Genomic DNA, 16,543 nt, shown 5'->3' with positions numbered 1-16,543 from the left:
GGCAGCGGTCCTGGTCAGCGGCAGGCGGGCCCCGCGGTGCTGTCGCGCACCACGAGTTCGGTGGCCAGCTCGACCCGGGGCGAGTCGATCTCCTCGCCCTGGGCCAGCCGCAGCACGGTACGCGCGGCGAGCCGGCCCATCTCCACGAGCGGCTGGCGCACGGTGGTCAGCGGCGGGGAGGCCCACCGCGCCTCGGGCAGGTCGTCGAAGCCCACCACGCTCACGTCGTCGCAGACCCGCAGGCCGCGCCGGCGCACCGCCTCGTACACCCCGAACGCCATCTGGTCGCTGGCCGCGAAGATGGCCGTCGGCGGGTCGTCGAGGTCGAGCAGCGCGCCACCGGCGGTGAAGCCGGAGGCGTGGTAGAAGTCGCCGGGCTGCACCAGCCGGTCGTCGGCGGCCACACCGGCGGCGGCCAGCGCGGCGCGGTAGCCGTCCAGCCGGGCCCGGCTGCACAGCAGGTGCGGCGGGCCGGCCACGAAACCGATGCGGCGGTGGCCGAGCTTGAGCAGGTGCTCGGTGGCGGCCAGGCCGCCGGTCCAGTTGGTGGCGCCGATCGCCGGCACGTCCGTGGCGGCCACGCCGGCGGCCGGGTCGACCACCACCACCGGCACGTTGAGGCGGCGCAACTGGGCCTGCACCGCCGCGCTCAGGTGCGAGGTCACCACGATCACGCCGTCCGACGCGCGGGCGCGCAGGTTGTGCAGCCACTGCCGGGTGGAGCTGGACTCGCGGTGGATCGCGGAGACGACGGTGCCCACGCCGGCGGCGTGGCTGACGTCCTCGACACCGCGGATGATCTCCACGGCCCAGGGACTGTCCAGGTCGTTGAAGACCAGGTCGACCAGGTCCGCCCGGCGCACCGTACGGCTGCCCCGGCGCCGGTAGCCGTGGTGGCGCAGCAGCTCCTCGACCCGCTCCCGGGTGTCCGGCGCGACGTCGGAACGCCCGTTGAGCACGCGCGACACGGTCGGGACCGAGACGCCGGCCTCCCGTGCGATCGCGGTGATGGTCACTCTGCGCTCGTCGTCCGCGCTCACCCGTGTGTTCCCTTCGCCGGCTGCCGGAACCGACCGGTAGACCGTCCCGCCCCACGCACATCTTGCCGTACGCCGAGGCCTTGACGACAGGCCGGACCGGCCCTAGCGTTCGCACGAGTTGCGGAAACGTTCCGGAAATGCCCCCGTCATCTCCCGACGGCTCGCCGTCCACCCCCGACGAACGACGAGGAAAACCGAGGCGTGGTCACCGACCTGACCGAGGCCGAACTCCGTACCTACCGCAGCGACCTGCACGAGCCGCCGGACTTCGACGCCTTCTGGGCTGACACTCTGGCACAGGCGCGCTCGTGCGGCGACCCCGTGACGTCGACCCCGCTGCCGACCCCGCTGACCGGCGTCGACGTCTTCGACGTGACCTTCCCCGGCTTCGCCGGCCAGCCGATCCGCGCGTGGCTGCGGGTGCCGCGCGGCGCGTCCGGCCCGCTGCCCACGATCGTGCAGTACGTCGGGTACGGCGGCGGGCGCGGCCATGCGCTGGAGAACCTGCTCTGGTCCGCCGCCGGGTTCGCCCACCTCCAGATGGACACGCGCGGCCAGGGCTCCGGGTGGAGCCGGGGCGACACGCCGGACGTGGCCGCCGCCGGGCCGCAGGCGCCGGGCATGGCCACCCGCGGCATCGAGGACCCGAACAGGTACTACTACCGGCGTTTCCTCACCGACGCGGTCCGCGCCGTGGACGCCGCGCGCGAGCTGCCGGCCGTCGACCCGGACCGGATCGCCGTACTCGGTCACAGCCAGGGCGGCGCCGCCGCGCTCGCCGCCGCCGCGCTGGCGCCGTCGGTACGCGCGGCGGTGGCGTACGTGCCGTTCCTCTGCGACATCCCCCGCGCGATCACGATCACCGACACCGCGCCGTTCCGGGAGATCCGGGACTACCTCGCCGTGCACCGGGACCGCGAGGAGCAGGCGCTGCGCACGCTCGGCTACGTCGACGGCGTCGCGTTCGCCCGCCGCGCCACGGCGCCCGCCCGGTTCTCCGTCGCGCTGATGGACGACATCGTCCCGCCGTCCACGGTCTACGCCGCCTACCACGACTACCGCGGCGACAAGGACCTGACGGTGTGGCGGTTCAACGGCCACGAGGCGGGCGGCATCGACGACGACGCCGCCGCTGTCGACTTCCTCCGTACCACGCTGGGCGGCTGACCACCGGTTCCGCCGATGCCGGCCCGCCGGGGCTGGTAGACACGGCGGGTGGGCACCGGCAGACGCACGACGGCGGTCCTCGCCGTGGCGGCCACGCTGCTCGCCGCCGCCTGCCAGCGGCCGTCCCCGTCGCCGTCGCCGTCCGCGCCGCCGTCACCCACCCCGACCGGGCCGCGCGCGCCGGCGGACATCGTGGACCTGAGCGCCGTCGACCCCACCGTCCGCACCGACATCCGGTACGCGGGCCCGCACAACTTCGTCGGCCGCCCGATCGACGGGTACGCCGAACCACGCTGCCTGCTCACCCGCCCGGCGGCGCAGGCGCTGCACCGGGTGCAGACCGCCGCGCTGGCCGGTGGGCACAGCCTCAAGGTGTACGACTGCTACCGGCCGCAGCGCGCGGCGGACGACTTCGTCGCCTGGGCGAAACGCCCCGGCGACCAGCAGATGAAAGGCGAGTTCTACCCCGCCGTGCCCAAGGACCGGCTGTTCGCCGACGGGTACATCGGCGCGCCCACCGCGCACAGCCGGGGTAGCACCGTCGACCTGACCCTGGTGCCGGTGTCCGGGCCGACGCAGGCCGCGTACGCGCCGGGCCAGCCGCTGGTGCCCTGCACCGAGCCGGCCGGCCGCCGCTTCGCCGACGACTCGATCGACATGGGCACCGGGTTCGACTGCTTCGACCCGCGCGCCCACACCGCCGACGCGCGGATCAGCGACACCGCCCGGACCAACCGGGACCTGCTGCGCCGGCTGATGTCCGCGCAGGGCTTCGAGAACTATCCGCTGGAGTGGTGGCACTACCGGTACGTCGACGAGCCGTACCCGGACACCTGGTTCGACTTCCCGGTGGCCGGCTCGTCACTGCGGTGACGCGGTCGTTCCACCAAGATCGATCGCCGCTAGGCTGGGCGTTCATGGAGACCGAACGGATCGGCCCGCCGCTGCTCGCCGACGAGCGGGAGTCACTGCGCGCGTTCCTCGACTTCCACCGGGCCACGCTGGCCCTCAAGTGCGAGGGGCTGACCGACGAGCAGTTGCGCCGGCAGGCGTCGCCGCCGTCCACGCTGTCCCTGCTCGGCCTGGTCCGGCACATGGCGGAGGTGGAGCGCACCTGGTTCCGCCGGGTCATCGCCGCCGAGGACGTGCCGCTGGTGTGGTCGGACAGCGGCGACTTCCAGCAGGCGTACGACGCCCGCGACGCCGACGCGGCGGAGGCGTTCGAGGCGTGGCGGCGGGAGATCGAACACGCCCGGCGCATCGAGCGGGAGGCCGTGTCGCTCGACGTGACAGGTCACCAGGCCCGCTGGGGCGAGGACGTGTCGCTGCGCCTGGTCATGCTGCACATGCTGCACGAGTACGCCCGGCACAACGGGCACGCCGACCTCATCCGGGAGGCGATCGACGGAACCGTGGGCGTCTGAGCCCCGCCGGTCAGCGCCCGCGCAGCGGCAGCCAGGCCAGCACGTCGGAGATGCGCGCGTCCCAGTACGCCCAGTCGTGGTCACCCGGACCGAAGTCGACGGTGACCGGCACGTCGCGCTTCCGGGCCGCGTCGAGGAACCGCAGGTTGTCCTCGTACAGGAAGTCCTCGGTGCCGCAGGCGACGTAGAGCGCCGGCCGGTCGTCGCCGGAGCGCTCCAGCAGCCCCACCGTGTCGTCGTCGGCGGGCACCGGGTCGTCACCCCAGACCGTGTGCCACACGGCCGGGTCGACCGGGTGGGTCGGATGGTGGCGGCGGCGGGTCACGTCCAGCGCCCCGGACAGGCTGGCGGCCGCCGCGAACCGCTCCGGCCGGCGCAGCGCCCACTTCACCGCGCCGTAGCCGCCCATCGACAGGCCCGCGACGAACGTGTCCTCCCGCCGGTCGGACAGCCGGAACAACGACCGGCACACCTCGGGCAACTCCTCGCTGAGGAACGTCCAGTAGCGGTTGCCGTGCGCCTCGTCGCAGTAGAAGCTGCGCTGCGCCTGCGGCATCACCACGGCCAGTCCCAGCGGCGCCACGTACCGCTCGATCGACGTGCGGCGGGTCCACACCGTGTCGTCGTCGGTCAGCCCGTGCAGCAGGTAGAGCACCGGCGGGTCACCGTCGGCGCCGGAACCCGCCATGCCGATCCCGGCGGCGCCCCGGTCGGGCAGCAGCACCGTCATCGAGGTGCCCACGCCGAGCACCTCGGAGAAGAAGTCACACCGGATGTGCGCCATGAGGCGGCAGCGTACCTCGCAGGGGTTCGATGGGGGCGTTCCTATTGCCCCGGGACGGTCGTACGGGACAGGATGGCCGTGCGTGCCGGTAACACACCCGTAACCTGCGCGCTGCTGGTCTCTGTCACAAGGAAGTGGGAGTCAGGCATGAGCGACGTGTCCGCCGCACTGGGTGTGCGCCTCTACCCGGACCTGGTCGAGCCGGGCGGTCTCGCGCCCGCGCTCGTGGCGACCGCCGCCGCGCACCAGCTCGACGTCGGCGAGGTCACCGCGCCCGAGCAGGGGCGCAGCCGCTTCACCTGCGCCGAGATGACCTCACCCCGGGGCGTCGTCTGCGTCAGCCTCGGTTCCCAGGCCCGCTACTTCATGATCGATCTGCGGGTGGACGGCGACGTCCAGGCCCGCGGTGACGCCACCGACCTGCTCCAGGTCGCGCAGGTGGCGGCCGCCTGGCGCGCCGGGATCACGCTCGCCGAGCTGACCGCGCGTTACCCGTTCATGGAGGAGATGCGGCGCCACCCGGTCGCGCACGCCGGCTGAGGCCGGGCACCCTGGCCCTTGCCGACCCAGGTCGACCGCCGCTCCCGGACGCGTCGTCTTGATCTAGGGTGATGCGATGGCCGCCAGGCGCGTGACGACAGTACTGTTCGACTTCGCCTGGACTCTGTTCGCCAGAGACTCGGAGCGCTGGGTGGGCAACGCGGCGGGATCGATCGACCGGACATTGGCTGCCGGCGAGGCGCACCGTATTGCCGGCGACTTCGCGGAACTGTTGCGGGAGACGGCCACGGATCCCGCCCACATCGCCCGAGATCTGGATCCGCGAGTCTGGGATCGGGCGATCCTCGCCGTCCTGGAACAGATTCCTGGGGTGGGCCAGGCGCTGGCATCGGCCATGCACGAAACACACGCCGAAGCAATCGAGCCGTACGCCGACACCGTCGCCACCCTGTCCGCATTGCGTGATGGCGGTGTTCGCATCGGCGTCGTCAGCAACGTCGGCTGGGACATCCGCACATGCTTTGCGCGGCACGGACTCGACGGCTATGTCGATGCGTTCGTACTGTCCTACGAGGCTGGCTTCGTCAAACCGGACCCTCGGATCTGGGTCGCCGCCCTTGAAGCCCTCCATGCCGCACCGGGCCAGACCCTGATGGTCGGTGATCATCCCGCTGGCGACGGCGGATCGGTTGCCGCCGGCATACCAGCGCTGATCCTCCCAATGGTGGATTCGCCCGCGCAGAAACGCGGATTCGAATACGTGCTCAGGCTTGCCCAGGTTCCGTCCTGACAGGTCTGTTGCTGGGAAGTTGATCTCTGGGCAGAGACCCTCTTCGTACGAGGGCTCAACTCATATCTGTTACAGCGACCACGTCGGCGCGTCGTGATAGGCACCCCAGACCCTCACCGACCGTGATCAGCACTTGCGCGGACAGGCTCAGCGCTGTCGCAAATTCGTGTTGCCGCCGGTGTGCGGCGGCCGTACGGTGAGCGGGCAACGTCGATCTGATCCACCAGGGGAGCCCACCGTGTCGCAGCAGAACCACACCCGCGCCGAGCGGCAAGCGCCGCGCGCCGGTGTCCTGCTGCCCGAACCGGGTACGGGCCGGGAACGGCAGTGGCAACCAGGGTGGTGGCGCGTCTAGCGCCGGCGCGACGATCCGCGCGAACCGCCCGCCCCGAGACCGGAGCCGGGCGGTTCTCCGTTTCCGGGGCAGCTCCGCCGACGGCGTACGCCGTCCTGGGCCGTTGGAGCAACTGGCAGCTCACCCGGCTCTCATCCGGGAGGCTACGGGTTCGAGTCCCGTACGGCCTACGTCAGACGGAAACGAACAAGGAGACGACGATGGGTTTCACCCCGCTGGCCGGTACCCGGGCGCCGGTCCGGGTCTGGACCGACCCGTACACGATCGAGGCGCAGGCGGCCCGGCAGCTGCGCAACATCGGCGCGCTGCCGTGGGTGCAGGGTGTCGCGGTGATGCCGGACGTGCACTTCGGCAAGGGCGCCACTGTCGGCTCGGTGATCGCGATGCGGCAGGCCGTGTCGCCGGCCGCCGTCGGCGTCGACATCGGTTGCGGCATGTCCGCGGTGCGGACCTCGCTGACCGCCGCCGACCTGCCCGACGACCTCGCGCCGCTGCGCTCGGCGATCGAGGCGGCGATTCCGGTCGGCTTCGCGATGCGCGACGACGCTGTCGACCCGCGCCGGGTCCGTGGCCTGGAACAGTCCGGCTGGGACGAATTCTGGCGGCGGTTCGGCACGCTGGACCGGAAGGTCGCCCAGCTCCAGACGCGGGCGCAGCGTCAGCTGGGCACGCTCGGCGGCGGCAACCACTTCATCGAGGTCTGCCTGGAGCGGGGTGGCCCGGACGACGGCCGGGTCTGGCTGATGCTGCACTCCGGTTCCCGCAACATCGGCAAGGAGCTGGCCGAGCGGCACATGGCGGTGGCGCGCGGGCTGCCGCACAACACCGACCTGCCGGACCGGGACCTCGCGGTGTTCCTCGCCGGCACGCCGGAGATGGAGGCGTACCGGCGGGACCTGTGGTGGGCGCAGGAGTACGCCCGCCGCAACCGGGCGGTCATGCTCGCCCTGTTGAGCCAGGTGGTCCGGGAGGCGTTCCCGCATGTCGGCTACGACGAGCCGATCTCCTGCCACCACAACTACGTGGCGGAGGAGAGCTACGACGGGGTGGACGTGCTGGTGACCCGCAAGGGCGCGATCCGGGCCGGCAAGGGGGACCTGGGCATCATTCCCGGCTCGATGGGGACCGGGTCGTACATCGTGCGCGGCAAGGGCAACCTCGACGCGTACTGCTCGGCGTCGCACGGCGCCGGGCGGCGGATGTCGCGGGGGCAGGCGAAGCGGACGTACAGCACGGCGGATCTGGCCGCGCAGACCGCCGGTGTGGAGTGCCGCAAGGACGCCGGTGTGGTCGACGAGATTCCCGGCGCGTACAAGGACATCACCGAGGTGATGGCGCAGCAGGACGACCTGGTCGAGGTGGTCGCCCACCTCAAGCAGGTCGTCTGCGTGAAGGGCTGAGCGGCAGGGCCGGCGTCGAGGGGGCGCCGGCCCTACCGGGTACGCCGGGCGACGCGCACGCCGATGGCGACCGCGCCGATGACGAGCAGCGCGGACAGGAGTTGAAGGCCGGGGGAGTCGTCCGCCTCCCCGTACACGAAGCCGGCGACGCCGAGCGCGACGGCGAGCACCGCCACGGCGGCGGCCAGGTATCTCATCGCTCCTCCTCGTCGGGGACCCATTCGAGCAGGTCGCCGGGCTGGCAGTCGAGCACCCGGCACATGGCCTCCAGGGTGCTGAACCGGACGGCCTTGGCGCGGCCGTTCTTGAGCACGGCGACGTTGGCCGGGGTGAGCCCGACGCGCTCGGCGAACTCGCCGACGCTCATCTTGCGCTTGGCCAGTTCGACGTCGATGCGCACGACGATCGGCATCAGATCACCGCTTCCATGTCGGTGCGCAGCGTGGTGGCCTGGCGCAGCAGCGCGCGCAGCACGACCATCAGCAGCCCCAGTACGCTGACGCCGGTGACCAGCAGGAACAGCAGCAGCGGCAGTCCGGGGTCGTCGGCGTTGAAGCCGACGTAGAGGAACACGCCGACGAGCACCACCCAGGCGGCGGCGACCGCCCAGACGATCCCGTCGACCCAGCCCAGGGACGCCTCGGTGAAGATGCGGTCGCGCTTGACCAGGGTGAGCAGCTGCCAGGTGCAGACGATCACCACCTGCACGCACAGCACCCAGAAGATCGTCACCGCGGTGGCGGGCCATCGCAGGTACGCCATGTCCGGGTCTTCCCGGGCCATGTGGGCGAACTGGCCGGGCAGCGACATGGTCTGGAACAGCACCAGGATCGCGAACAGCAGGACCAGGAATGCGCGGAGCGGCGTCACCGCGCGTGTGGCAGTAAGCATGCATCGACTATCGCGCGGAACCTATCGAAAGTCAATCGGTATCGCTCGCGTGGCGGCCGACGGCGTAGCGGACGTGGACGGCGTACCGCGAGTGGTGCACCGCGCGGATCTCCAGATCGATGTCCCGGTCGAAGCCCTCGAAGAGCCGCTTTCCGCCACCGAGGATCACCGGCGCGGTGGACAGGCCCAGCTCGTCGACCACGCCGGCCGCGAGCGCCTGCCGGATCACGTCCGCGCCCCCGCCGATGACCACCGCGCCGTCACCGGCCGTACGCCGGGCCGCCGCCAGCGCCGCGTCGAACCCGTCGACCATGAGGAAACCGGCGCTCGGGTCGGGCTGGTCGGCGGTGCGGTGGGTCAGCACGACCAGAGGCGCCTGGAACGGGTTCCGGCCGCCCCAGGCGCCGGCGGCGTCGTACATGCCCCGGCCGCACAGCGCCGCGCCGACGCCCGCCAGCAGCTCGTCGAAGTACGCGCGGTCCTCGCCGGTCATGCCGGCGCCGGGTTCGCGTGGCGTGTCGTACGTCCACGGTCCGCCCATCACCCAGTGGTGCAGCCGCTCGCCGCCGACGCCGAGCCCTTGGCCCGCGTGGTCGTCCGGACCGGTGACGTAGCCGTCCAGGGACACGGTGACGAACGCCCGCACCCGGCCCCGCGCTTCGCTGGTGCTCATGTTTCCTCCCGGAGATCGGAGAACACCGACTCAGGGAAGACCGTCCGAGTGCGCCGGACTCATCGCCGCCTTCGGTCCGGCGTCAGCCGTACACCGGATGTTCGGCCTGGAACGCCAGCCGCCGGTCCGCGCCGGCGGCCAGCTCGGCGAGCACGTCGTCCAGCTCCAGGAACGTCTGCCAGCGCTCCTGGCCGGTGATGGCGGCCAGCCGGTCGACCACGAGTTGCTCCAGATCGGTGACCCGGCGGCCCTTCCACACCTTGTCGGCGAGGCTGACCAGCAGATCCTCCAGTTGCACGCCGGGGGAGTGCCAGGCGGCGTGGGTGACGGCGAAGCGGGCCCGCTCCTCGGGTACGCCGAAGCGCAGCAGCAACTGGTAGCCCGCCTCCTCGTGCGCGGAGCCCGGGCCGGTCAGCTCGCCGGGATGCTCGACCTTGCCGAAGTCGTGCACCGCGGCGCCGAACAGCACCGCCTGCCTGTCGAACGGCACCGCGCCGAACCGGTCGGCGAACGCGGCGGTCAGGTGCCAGGCGACGTCGTGCACCAGCCGCAGGTGCGCGCCCAGGCGCGGCGGGGCGGCGACGGCGGCCAGCAGTTCGACCGCGACGCCGGGCAGCGGGAGCAGCGGCGGGTCACCCGGCTCGGTGAGGGCGCGGCGCAGGGCGTCGGAGGTCATCGGAGCGAGCGTACCGGTCCTCGCGCTATCACCGGTGGTGATGGACGAGCAGCCGAGGTGAAGCGGCCGCTCGTCCGATTCCGGTCGATCGATCCACTCGCGAGGGTGAGGGCCACGTCTCTCACGGGGGTTGTCGAATGACAGCAATGAATCGTCGTGCCCTGCTGCGTACCGCCGCGCTGACCGGGGTCGCGGCCGCGACCGGGCTGGCCGCCACGTCCACCGCCGGGGCCGCGGCGCCCGCCGCCGAGGCGGTCAACGGGCCGTGGCTGGTCAGCGTCGGCTGGGGTGTGCTCCAGATCGACCCGGGCCGCACCACTCCACGGGAGTTGCTGCCGAACGGGGACCACGCCAAGACCTCGCCGGACGGCCGGTACGTGGCCTGGGTCAACACGGCCCGCTCGGGCGACGGCTCGCTGGAGCCGTTCGTGGCGGTGTACGACCGGACCACCGGCCAGAAGCGCACGCTGCTCGCCGACCCGTTCGGCGTCCACTACGGCGCACCGACCTGGTCCCCGGACGGCACCGAGATCGCCCTGGTCACCGGCGAGAACAACGACCGGCTGATCGCTGTCGACGTGGCGACCGGCGCCACCCGCGTGCTGATCCAGGGGCACCCCATGGCCGACCCGGACTGGTCCCGGGACGGCTCCATGATCGTCCTGCGGTGGCACAGCCGTTCGGAGGGCCCGCAACTGCGCGTGCTCGAACTGGCGACCGGCACGGCGCGGCGGCTCTACACGCCCGGGGCGCCGGGCGAGCTCTTCGGCTCGCCGGTCTTCATGCCCGACTCCGGGCGCGTGGTATTCCGCACCGACCGCTGGTATCCCGACCTGGAGTCCAGCAACCACTCGCTGGCGTCGGTGCGGATCGGGGGCACCGGCCTGAAGAGGCTCACCGGCGAACCCCGGTTCTACCTGTCGCCGGTGTTCTCCCCGGACGGCCGGTACTGCGCCGCGCTGTCGGTCCCGCCGGAGAACGAGTACCCCGACGGCGGCAACATCATCGTGTCCACCAGCGGCTTCGGCGAGCAGTGGTGGATCCCCGGCGACGAGTACGACGACAGCACCCGGCTGGACTGGGCCCGCGCGCTCTGACGCCCGCCCCACGCCCGGCGGTGCGGATGTGCGCGCCGCCGGGCGCGACCGGTGCGAGGCTTGGTGCGGACGCCGCCGACGGGGCCGGAGTCCGCTGTGGAGGGATGATGGCCGAGCCGCCGACCGGGACGTCGTCGCACCGCGCGCTGGCGCACGGCCGGCACGCCAACCACCGCCGGTACCACGACGGCGCGGAGGTCGACGGGTACGTCGACGACCCGTACCACCGGGTGCGCCGCGCCGTCGCGGCCCGGCTGATGGCCGAGGGGGTGACCGGCGGCGGGCCGGTGCTGGAACTGGGCTGCGGGCCGCGCGGCATGCTCGACCCGGACGCGCTGCCCGGCCCGCTCGTGCTCGCCGACATGGCCGAGGCGGCGCTGGGCACGGCCCGCGCGGTGACCGGCGGCCGGGCGCTGCCGGTCTGCCTGGACGCCACCCGCGGGCTGCCGTTCCGCGCCGGCAGCTTCGCCGGGCTGCTCGCCGGGGAGCTGATCGAGCACGTGTACGACCCCCTGGCGCTGCTGCGCGAGTGTCACCGGGTGCTGGCGCCGGACGGGCTGCTGGTGCTCACCACGCCGAATCTGGCGCCGGTGCAGGACCGGCTGGCGTTCCTCGCCGGCCGGGCGCCGCGCCAGGTGGACCCGCTGCACCCCTATCTGTGGCTGCACATCCGCCCGTTCACCGCCTCTCTGCTGCGCCGGACGCTGCGCCGGGCCGGGTTCACGCCGGTGGCCCTGCACTCCAACGAGGTCGGCTGGCGGCTGCCCGGCGGGCGGTGGGTGGCCTCGCGCCGGCTGGCTCGCGCCGCGCCCGGGCTCGGCGGCTCCCTGATCGGCGCCGCCCGCCGGCAGGGCGGGGCGCCACCGGCCGGAAACAGGGTGTGATGGCGATATTGACAGCGGGCTATCATGGAGGTTCCGTCGTCGACCGGGGGATGTCATGACGCGCCTGCTCGCCTGGGTCGTGACCAATCTCGACGCGTTCATCGGCCTGGTGCTGGCGCTCACGGTGTCCGTGCTCGGCCTGACCAACGCCGTCGACCAGGAGGTCGTCAACAGCGCGATCCTGCTGGTCCTGGGTCTGCTCGCACAGGCGATGCTGCGCGACCGGCTGCGCCGGCGCACCACCGAGCGGGAGGTCCGCCAGGTCATCTCGGACACCCGCGACCGACTGACCGACCTGGTGCCGCAGATGCAGGAGATCACCGGCCCCGAAGGCGCGCTGAACCGGGCCCGCGAGGCCATCGACAGCGTGTCCATGGTGCGGGTCCTGCACGGCAGCGAGGTCGGGCAGGCGCTCGCCGACGCGCGGCGGCACACCGACCAGTGGAGCTTCAAGGGCGGCACCGGCACCTTCCTGCGCGCGGTCACGCTGCCGGAATGCCTGGAACACGCCCGGCGGCGCAACGCCACGCTCACCGTCGCGATCGAGATCATCGACCCGACCGACGAGGAGGTCTGCGAGCGGTACGCGCGGTTCCGGCGCAGCCTCGACCCGGACGCGCCGGGCGAGCCGTGGACCGTCGACCGCACCCGCAAGGAGTCCTACGCGACGGTGCTGGCCGCCTGCTGGCACCTGCAACGCTCCGGCCTGCTCACCGTCGACGTCCGGCTCTCCGCGCAGATGACCACGTTCCGCTACGACCTCTCCTCATCCTGCGTCGTCATCACCCAGGAGAACCCGCAAACGCCCGCGCTGCGCATCGACCGCGGCGAGGTCTACTACAACCGCTTCAACATCGAGCTGGACTACAGCCGCCGGCAGAGCCGGCGCGTGCCGATCGAGGCCGCGGCCCAGGTCAAGCTCGACGACGAGCCGTCGGTCGAGCAGGTACGGCGGTTGTTCGCCGCGCTCGGCCTGACGCTGCCCCGCTCCTTCGGCGACCGCGAGGTGGCCGACATCATCGGCAAAGCCGTCCAGGCGAGGAATCCGTACTCATGACCAGTTACACCGACCTCGAACGGGAGATCGACCGGGGCACCCGGCCGGAGCTCCTACGCGGCTGGGTGCTGGACGTGCTCGACGACGTCGCCGAGGGGCGGCGCCCGCTGCGCGCGGTCCGGCACCCGCTCGGCTTCACCTGCCTGCCGGTCGAACGCGACGGCCCCGACGGCGTCTGCGTGCACGCCTGGCCCGCCGACCCGCCGCCGGTGCGCCCGACCACCTCCACCATGCACTCGCACAGCTGGGACCTGCTCAGCCACGTGCTGCACGGCACCGTCCGCAACGAGCTGATCGAGGTCGACGACGCGCCCGCCGACCCGTCCTGGCGGGTCTACGAGGTGCGCAGCCTCGGCGAGGTGGACGAGATGGCCGCCACCGACCGGCTGGTCACCGCGATCACCGCCACTGTGGAGACGCACTCGGCCGGCGACTCGTACGCGCTGCGCGCCGGCGGCTTCCACACCTCGGAGGTCGACGCCGGTGAACCGGCGGTGACAGTGGCGCTCGGCCGGACCACTCCCGGCGCGTGCGACCTGAGCCTCGGCGCGGTGGACGGGCACAGCCACCGGGTACGCCGGGACCGATGCGACGCGGCCGAGACCGCGCGGATGGCGCGGGCGATCGCGCGACTTGTGGCACGGGGCTGACTGGCTGGAGGAGCCATGGACGTGGAGCCGAGCAGAGGCGGGCCCGACCTGCGCGAGGCGCACCGGTTCGCGGTGGAGGCCGCCCAGGCGGCGGGCCGGCTGCTGCGCCGGGGCACCCGGGGGGACGTGCACGCCCGGGCCAAGAACGACACCGGCGACCTGGTCACCGACCTCGACCTGGCGGCCGAGCGGCTGATCGTCGACCGGATCCGGGCCCGCTGGCCGGAGCACGGCGTGATCGCCGAGGAGGGCGGCGAGTACGCCCCGGACACCGCCTTCGCGTGGCTTGTCGACCCGCTCGACGGCACCAACAACGTGGCGATCGGGGTGCCCGCGTACGTGGTCGGGATCGCCCTGTGCGACAACGGCTCGCCGGTGCTCGGCGTGGTCCACGACCCGGTCGCCGGCCGTACCTGGTCGGCGGTGCGGGGCCGGGGCGCGTTCGTGCACACCTCCGGACCGGCCGCCCGTCCGCTGCGCGCCGCGCACCGGCCGGTGCCGGCCGCGCCGGTGCTGGCCTGGACCCAGGGGCACGAGGTACGCCGGGACGACAGCACCGCCCGCGCGCTGAAGGTGGTGCTCGACACCACCGCCCGCCGGGTGCTGCAACTGTGGGCGCCCCTGCTGTCCTGGGTGATGCTGGCCCGCGGCGACATCGACGGCATCGTCGGCTACCGGCCCGAGGCGGTCGACCTGCCCGCCGGGATGCTGCTCGCCGCCGAAGCCGGCATGGCGGTACGCGCGCTCGACGGCGGCACGTTCGACGACAGGTACGGCTGCCCGGCGGACCGCCGCAGTTTCGTGGCGGGGCCGCCGGAGACCATCGACCGGCTGGTCAAGCTGGTCACCGCGGCACAGTGGATCGAGCCGCAGGTGCGCCGCCTCACCCCGGTCAGCCTCGGCTCGGTCGGCTGGTGAGGCGCAATCCGCTAGCCTCGGCCGGATGGCCGCCAGACAGCTCAAACTCGGGCTCCGGGTTCGCGACCTGGACCGTTCCCACCGGCTCTACCGGCGACTCGGCTTCAAGGAGATCCCGAATGCCGAGCAGACGAACCTGCGCTACCTGACCTTCGGACACACCTGGCTGATCCTGTCCGACCTGCACCGCCACGGCCACCACAACGCGCAGCGGGAGCGCGAGGTCAAGGCCGGGCCGCCGGGGCTCGGCGTCGTACTCACCGTGCCCACCGCGGACCTGGACGCCACGTACGCGCTGTGGCGCGACGAGGGGCTGCCGGTCACGCTCGAACCCGAGGACGTGGGCTGGGCCCGGATCTTCTACGGGCTCGACCCGGACGGCTACGAGGTCATGTTCGAGCAGTTCCGCGCGCCGTCGCGCGCCGCCGACGCCTGACCGGGTCAGGCGACCGGCCGCGACGGCACCCGGTCGGCCAGGAAGTCGGCCCAGGTCCGTACGCCTCGCGCGGCGCCGGGCCGGGCGAGGTTCGCGCCTTCCCGGTACGCCCGGCCGGCCCGCCCGGGGATGCGGACCGGCAGGCGTGCCCGACGCTTCCCGGTGGCCGCCAGGTAGCCGGTCAGCAGCTCGCCGATCCCGTACGTGTGCGGCCCGGCCAGATCCGGCACCAGCCCGGCGGGCGCGCCCAGCGTCAGCTCGGCCAGCCGCGCCGCGACCTCGGCGGCGTCGACCGGCTGCAACCGCAGCCCGCCCGGCACCGGCGCCACCGGCAGCCGGGTCATCGCCGTCAGCATGGTCAGCGCCAGGTCGTGCGCCTGCGCGGCGCGCAGCACCGTCCACAGGACGCCGGAGTCCGCCACCGCGCGTTCGGCGTCGAGCTTGGACCGCATCCAGGCCAGCGGCACCCGGTCGGCGCCGGTCACCGAGATGTGCACCAGGTGCGTCACAGCGGCCCGGCGTGCGGCCCGGACCAGGTGGGCGGCGGCACGGTCGTCGCCCTTCGCGCCACCGGCCAGGTGCAGCACCGTGCGTACCCCGCGCAGGGCGGGGCCGAGGTCGGCGCCGCTGAGCAGGTCGGCGGTCACGTGGGTGACGCCGTCGCCGGACCGCCCGCCGCGCCGGCTGAGTACCCGCACGGGGTGCCCGGCGGCGCGCAGCAGCGGTACGACGTGCCGGCCGATAGTGCCGGTGCCGCCGGTGACCAGGATGTGTGGGTTCATCGTCTTCCCCTCCGTCGCCTGTGCTGCCACGTTGACCCGCGCCGACCAGTCGACGTGACAGGTGTGACGGTGGTCACCTCCGGTCACCTCGGCCGGTCGTGGCGGGTCGAGACGACGTGCGGGAGAGGGAGGCTCAGGTGATGGACCACGGGCTGGCGGAGCGGTTCGAGCGGGAGCGGCCGCGTCTGCGCGCGGTGGCCTACCGGCTGCTCGGCTCGCTCACCGACGCCGAGGACGCCGTGCAGGAGACCTGGCTGCGGCTGGCCCGTACCGACGCCGCCACGGTGGACAACCTGGACGCCTGGCTCACCACTGTGGTCGCCCGGGTCAGCCTGAACACGCTGCGGTCCCGCGCCGCCCGCCGGGAGGACCCGCTCGACGTACGCCTGCCCGACCCGGTGGTGGACACCGGCGCCGACGACCCGGCGCACGCCGTGGTCCTCGCCGACTCGGTGGGGCTGGCCCTGCTGGTGGTGCTGGACACGCTGGGCCCGGCCGAGCGGCTCGCGTTCGTGCTGCACGACATGTTCGGCGTGCCGTTCGACGAGATCGGCCCGCTCGTCGACCGCTCACCGGCGGCGGCCCGGCAGCTCGCCAGCCGGGCCCGCCGCCGGGTACGCGGACAGGCGCCCATCCCCGATCCCGACCTGATCCGGCAGCGGGCGGTGGTGGACGCCTTCCTCGCCGCTGCCCGTGACGGCGACCTCGATGCGCTGATCGCGGTGCTGCACCCGGACGTGGTGCTGCGCTCCGACGCGGGGACCGCCCGCGCCCGTCACGCGGTCGTGCTCACCGGCGCGACGACTGTGGCGGCGCAGGCCACCACGTTCGGGCGGCTGTTCCCGCACGCCCGGCCGGTGCTGGTCAACGGCGCCGCCGGGGTGCTGGTGAGCGCCGGGGACCGCCCGCTGTCGGTGATGGCGTTCACCGTCTCCGGCGGACGGATCGCCGCCGTGGACGTGATCGCCGACCCGCGCCGGCTGTCCGCGCTCGGTCTCGCCGGCTGACCCGGAGCCGT

General features: G+C 73.2%; 21 protein-coding genes and 1 tRNA gene. 14 read left to right on the top strand and 8 right to left on the bottom strand.

Annotation, left to right across the window (positions count from 1 at the left end; genetic code table 11):
* Positions 1-14 precede the first annotated feature (14 nt).
* Positions 15-1,040 (bottom strand): LacI family DNA-binding transcriptional regulator, encoded by a 1,026-nt coding sequence (locus tag MicB006_RS12235; protein ID WP_073828516.1) that lies wholly within the window; start codon positions 1,038-1,040, stop codon positions 15-17.
* A gap of 201 nt (positions 1,041-1,241) precedes the next feature.
* Between MicB006_RS12235 and MicB006_RS12230 the strand changes: the two genes are divergently transcribed.
* The 3 genes from MicB006_RS12230 to MicB006_RS12220 are packed head-to-tail and all read left to right on the top strand — an operon-like array spanning position 1,242 to position 3,631.
* Positions 1,242-2,207 (top strand): acetylxylan esterase, encoded by a 966-nt coding sequence (locus MicB006_RS12230; RefSeq protein ID WP_116506081.1) that lies wholly within the window; start codon positions 1,242-1,244, stop codon positions 2,205-2,207.
* Positions 2,208-2,255: 48 nt separating this feature from the next.
* On the top strand, positions 2,256-3,080 hold the full coding sequence (locus MicB006_RS12225; RefSeq protein WP_116506079.1) for a M15 family metallopeptidase: 825 nt from the start codon (positions 2,256-2,258) through the stop codon (positions 3,078-3,080).
* A gap of 44 nt (positions 3,081-3,124) precedes the next feature.
* The gene (locus tag MicB006_RS12220) at positions 3,125-3,631 is read left to right on the top strand and encodes a DinB family protein (RefSeq protein WP_116506077.1); all 507 of its coding nucleotides are present in this window, start codon (positions 3,125-3,127) and stop codon (positions 3,629-3,631) included.
* A gap of 10 nt (positions 3,632-3,641) precedes the next feature.
* Here the strand turns inward: MicB006_RS12220 and MicB006_RS12215 are convergent, their stop codons facing one another.
* The gene (locus MicB006_RS12215; RefSeq protein WP_116506076.1) at positions 3,642-4,415 is read right to left on the bottom strand and encodes an alpha/beta hydrolase family protein; all 774 of its coding nucleotides are present in this window, start codon (positions 4,413-4,415) and stop codon (positions 3,642-3,644) included.
* A gap of 147 nt (positions 4,416-4,562) precedes the next feature.
* Here MicB006_RS12215 and MicB006_RS12210 point away from each other — a divergent pair, with 147 nt between their 5' ends.
* The 4 genes from MicB006_RS12210 (at position 4,563) to MicB006_RS12195 (ending at position 7,461) form a co-directional block, all read left to right on the top strand.
* On the top strand, positions 4,563-4,955 hold the full coding sequence (locus MicB006_RS12210; protein ID WP_073828521.1) for a hypothetical protein: 393 nt from the start codon (positions 4,563-4,565) through the stop codon (positions 4,953-4,955).
* Between the two features lie 76 nt (positions 4,956-5,031).
* On the top strand, positions 5,032-5,706 hold the full coding sequence (locus MicB006_RS12205; RefSeq protein ID WP_116506074.1) for an HAD family hydrolase: 675 nt from the start codon (positions 5,032-5,034) through the stop codon (positions 5,704-5,706).
* 452 nt (positions 5,707-6,158) lie between these two features.
* A tRNA-Glu gene (locus MicB006_RS12200) sits at positions 6,159-6,231 on the top strand.
* A 30-nt stretch (positions 6,232-6,261) separates the two neighbouring features.
* Positions 6,262-7,461: an RtcB family protein gene (locus MicB006_RS12195; protein ID WP_116506072.1), complete on the top strand. Its 1,200-nt coding sequence runs from the start codon at positions 6,262-6,264 to the stop codon at positions 7,459-7,461.
* A 32-nt stretch (positions 7,462-7,493) separates the two neighbouring features.
* On the opposite strand, the gene MicB006_RS31995 is transcribed toward MicB006_RS12195, so the two are convergent.
* The 5 genes from MicB006_RS31995 to MicB006_RS12175 form a co-directional block, all read right to left on the bottom strand.
* Entirely contained in the window at positions 7,494-7,658 is a 165-nt protein-coding gene (locus MicB006_RS31995) for a hypothetical protein (protein WP_192900234.1), read from the bottom strand.
* Positions 7,655-7,873 carry a helix-turn-helix transcriptional regulator gene (locus MicB006_RS12190; RefSeq protein WP_030499989.1) on the bottom strand — a complete coding sequence of 73 codons (219 nt, stop codon included), beginning with the start codon at positions 7,871-7,873 and terminating at the stop codon, positions 7,655-7,657. Before MicB006_RS12190 ends, MicB006_RS31995 begins: the two co-directional genes overlap by 4 nt.
* On the bottom strand, positions 7,873-8,352 hold the full coding sequence (locus MicB006_RS12185; RefSeq protein ID WP_116506070.1) for a DUF2975 domain-containing protein: 480 nt from the start codon (positions 8,350-8,352) through the stop codon (positions 7,873-7,875). The genes MicB006_RS12190 and MicB006_RS12185 overlap by 1 nt, the downstream gene beginning before the upstream one ends.
* Before the next feature lie 31 nt (positions 8,353-8,383).
* On the bottom strand, positions 8,384-9,025 hold the full coding sequence (locus tag MicB006_RS12180; protein WP_116506068.1) for a dihydrofolate reductase family protein: 642 nt from the start codon (positions 9,023-9,025) through the stop codon (positions 8,384-8,386).
* An 82-nt stretch (positions 9,026-9,107) separates the two neighbouring features.
* A complete protein-coding gene (locus MicB006_RS12175) occupies positions 9,108-9,701 on the bottom strand; it encodes an HD domain-containing protein (RefSeq protein ID WP_116506066.1) in 594 nt (197 codons plus the stop codon).
* A gap of 146 nt (positions 9,702-9,847) precedes the next feature.
* Between MicB006_RS12175 and MicB006_RS12170 the strand changes: the two genes are divergently transcribed.
* The 6 genes from MicB006_RS12170 (at position 9,848) to MicB006_RS12145 (ending at position 14,743) form a co-directional block, all read left to right on the top strand.
* On the top strand, positions 9,848-10,798 hold the full coding sequence (locus MicB006_RS12170; protein WP_225980711.1) for an LpqB family beta-propeller domain-containing protein: 951 nt from the start codon (positions 9,848-9,850) through the stop codon (positions 10,796-10,798).
* A gap of 107 nt (positions 10,799-10,905) precedes the next feature.
* A complete protein-coding gene (locus MicB006_RS12165; RefSeq protein WP_116511382.1) occupies positions 10,906-11,682 on the top strand; it encodes a bifunctional 2-polyprenyl-6-hydroxyphenol methylase/3-demethylubiquinol 3-O-methyltransferase UbiG in 777 nt (258 codons plus the stop codon).
* Between the two features lie 55 nt (positions 11,683-11,737).
* Positions 11,738-12,739: a hypothetical protein gene (locus MicB006_RS12160; RefSeq protein WP_116506062.1), complete on the top strand. Its 1,002-nt coding sequence runs from the start codon at positions 11,738-11,740 to the stop codon at positions 12,737-12,739.
* Positions 12,736-13,389: a hypothetical protein gene (locus MicB006_RS12155; RefSeq protein ID WP_116506060.1), complete on the top strand. Its 654-nt coding sequence runs from the start codon at positions 12,736-12,738 to the stop codon at positions 13,387-13,389. Before MicB006_RS12160 ends, MicB006_RS12155 begins: the two co-directional genes overlap by 4 nt.
* A gap of 15 nt (positions 13,390-13,404) precedes the next feature.
* On the top strand, positions 13,405-14,307 hold the full coding sequence (locus MicB006_RS12150) for an inositol monophosphatase family protein (protein ID WP_116506058.1): 903 nt from the start codon (positions 13,405-13,407) through the stop codon (positions 14,305-14,307).
* Positions 14,308-14,332: 25 nt separating this feature from the next.
* Positions 14,333-14,743, top strand: a complete 411-nt coding sequence (locus MicB006_RS12145; RefSeq protein ID WP_116506056.1) for a VOC family protein — start codon at positions 14,333-14,335, stop codon at positions 14,741-14,743.
* 5 nt (positions 14,744-14,748) lie between these two features.
* Here MicB006_RS12145 and MicB006_RS12140 read toward each other — a convergent pair whose 3' ends face one another.
* Entirely contained in the window at positions 14,749-15,525 is a 777-nt protein-coding gene (locus MicB006_RS12140) for an SDR family oxidoreductase (RefSeq protein ID WP_116506054.1), read from the bottom strand.
* Positions 15,526-15,665: 140 nt separating this feature from the next.
* Between MicB006_RS12140 and sigJ the strand changes: the two genes are divergently transcribed.
* Positions 15,666-16,532, top strand: coding sequence for an RNA polymerase sigma factor SigJ (sigJ, locus tag MicB006_RS12135; RefSeq protein WP_116506052.1), 867 nt, complete (start codon positions 15,666-15,668; stop codon positions 16,530-16,532).
* Positions 16,533-16,543 lie beyond the last annotated feature (11 nt).

Source organism: Micromonospora sp. B006, assembly GCF_003408515.1.
In the GTDB taxonomy this organism is placed as follows: Bacteria; Actinomycetota; Actinomycetes; order Mycobacteriales; family Micromonosporaceae; genus Micromonospora; species Micromonospora echinospora_A.
The sequence above is the reverse complement of the archived record's forward strand: the minus strand, read 5'-3'. Positions and strand labels throughout refer to the sequence as shown.

Coding starts and splice junctions, on each gene's coding strand:
- MicB006_RS12220 (WP_116506077.1), top strand. CDS start 3,125: ATGGAGACCGAACGGATCGGCCCGCCGCTGCTCGCCGACGAGCGGGAG.
- MicB006_RS12215 (WP_116506076.1), bottom strand. CDS start 4,415: ATGGCGCACATCCGGTGTGACTTCTTCTCCGAGGTGCTCGGCGTGGGC.
- MicB006_RS12210 (WP_073828521.1), top strand. CDS start 4,563: ATGAGCGACGTGTCCGCCGCACTGGGTGTGCGCCTCTACCCGGACCTG.
- MicB006_RS12205 (WP_116506074.1), top strand. CDS start 5,032: ATGGCCGCCAGGCGCGTGACGACAGTACTGTTCGACTTCGCCTGGACT.
- MicB006_RS12195 (WP_116506072.1), top strand. CDS start 6,262: ATGGGTTTCACCCCGCTGGCCGGTACCCGGGCGCCGGTCCGGGTCTGG.
- MicB006_RS31995 (WP_192900234.1), bottom strand. CDS start 7,658: ATGAGATACCTGGCCGCCGCCGTGGCGGTGCTCGCCGTCGCGCTCGGC.
- MicB006_RS12190 (WP_030499989.1), bottom strand. CDS start 7,873: ATGCCGATCGTCGTGCGCATCGACGTCGAACTGGCCAAGCGCAAGATG.
- MicB006_RS12185 (WP_116506070.1), bottom strand. CDS start 8,352: ATGCTTACTGCCACACGCGCGGTGACGCCGCTCCGCGCATTCCTGGTC.
- MicB006_RS12180 (WP_116506068.1), bottom strand. CDS start 9,025: ATGAGCACCAGCGAAGCGCGGGGCCGGGTGCGGGCGTTCGTCACCGTG.
- MicB006_RS12175 (WP_116506066.1), bottom strand. CDS start 9,701: ATGACCTCCGACGCCCTGCGCCGCGCCCTCACCGAGCCGGGTGACCCG.
- MicB006_RS12170 (WP_225980711.1), top strand. CDS start 9,848: ATGAATCGTCGTGCCCTGCTGCGTACCGCCGCGCTGACCGGGGTCGCG.
- MicB006_RS12165 (WP_116511382.1), top strand. CDS start 10,906: ATGGCCGAGCCGCCGACCGGGACGTCGTCGCACCGCGCGCTGGCGCAC.
- MicB006_RS12160 (WP_116506062.1), top strand. CDS start 11,738: ATGACGCGCCTGCTCGCCTGGGTCGTGACCAATCTCGACGCGTTCATC.
- MicB006_RS12155 (WP_116506060.1), top strand. CDS start 12,736: ATGACCAGTTACACCGACCTCGAACGGGAGATCGACCGGGGCACCCGG.
- MicB006_RS12150 (WP_116506058.1), top strand. CDS start 13,405: ATGGACGTGGAGCCGAGCAGAGGCGGGCCCGACCTGCGCGAGGCGCAC.
- MicB006_RS12145 (WP_116506056.1), top strand. CDS start 14,333: ATGGCCGCCAGACAGCTCAAACTCGGGCTCCGGGTTCGCGACCTGGAC.
- MicB006_RS12140 (WP_116506054.1), bottom strand. CDS start 15,525: ATGAACCCACACATCCTGGTCACCGGCGGCACCGGCACTATCGGCCGG.
- sigJ (WP_116506052.1), top strand. CDS start 15,666: ATGGACCACGGGCTGGCGGAGCGGTTCGAGCGGGAGCGGCCGCGTCTG.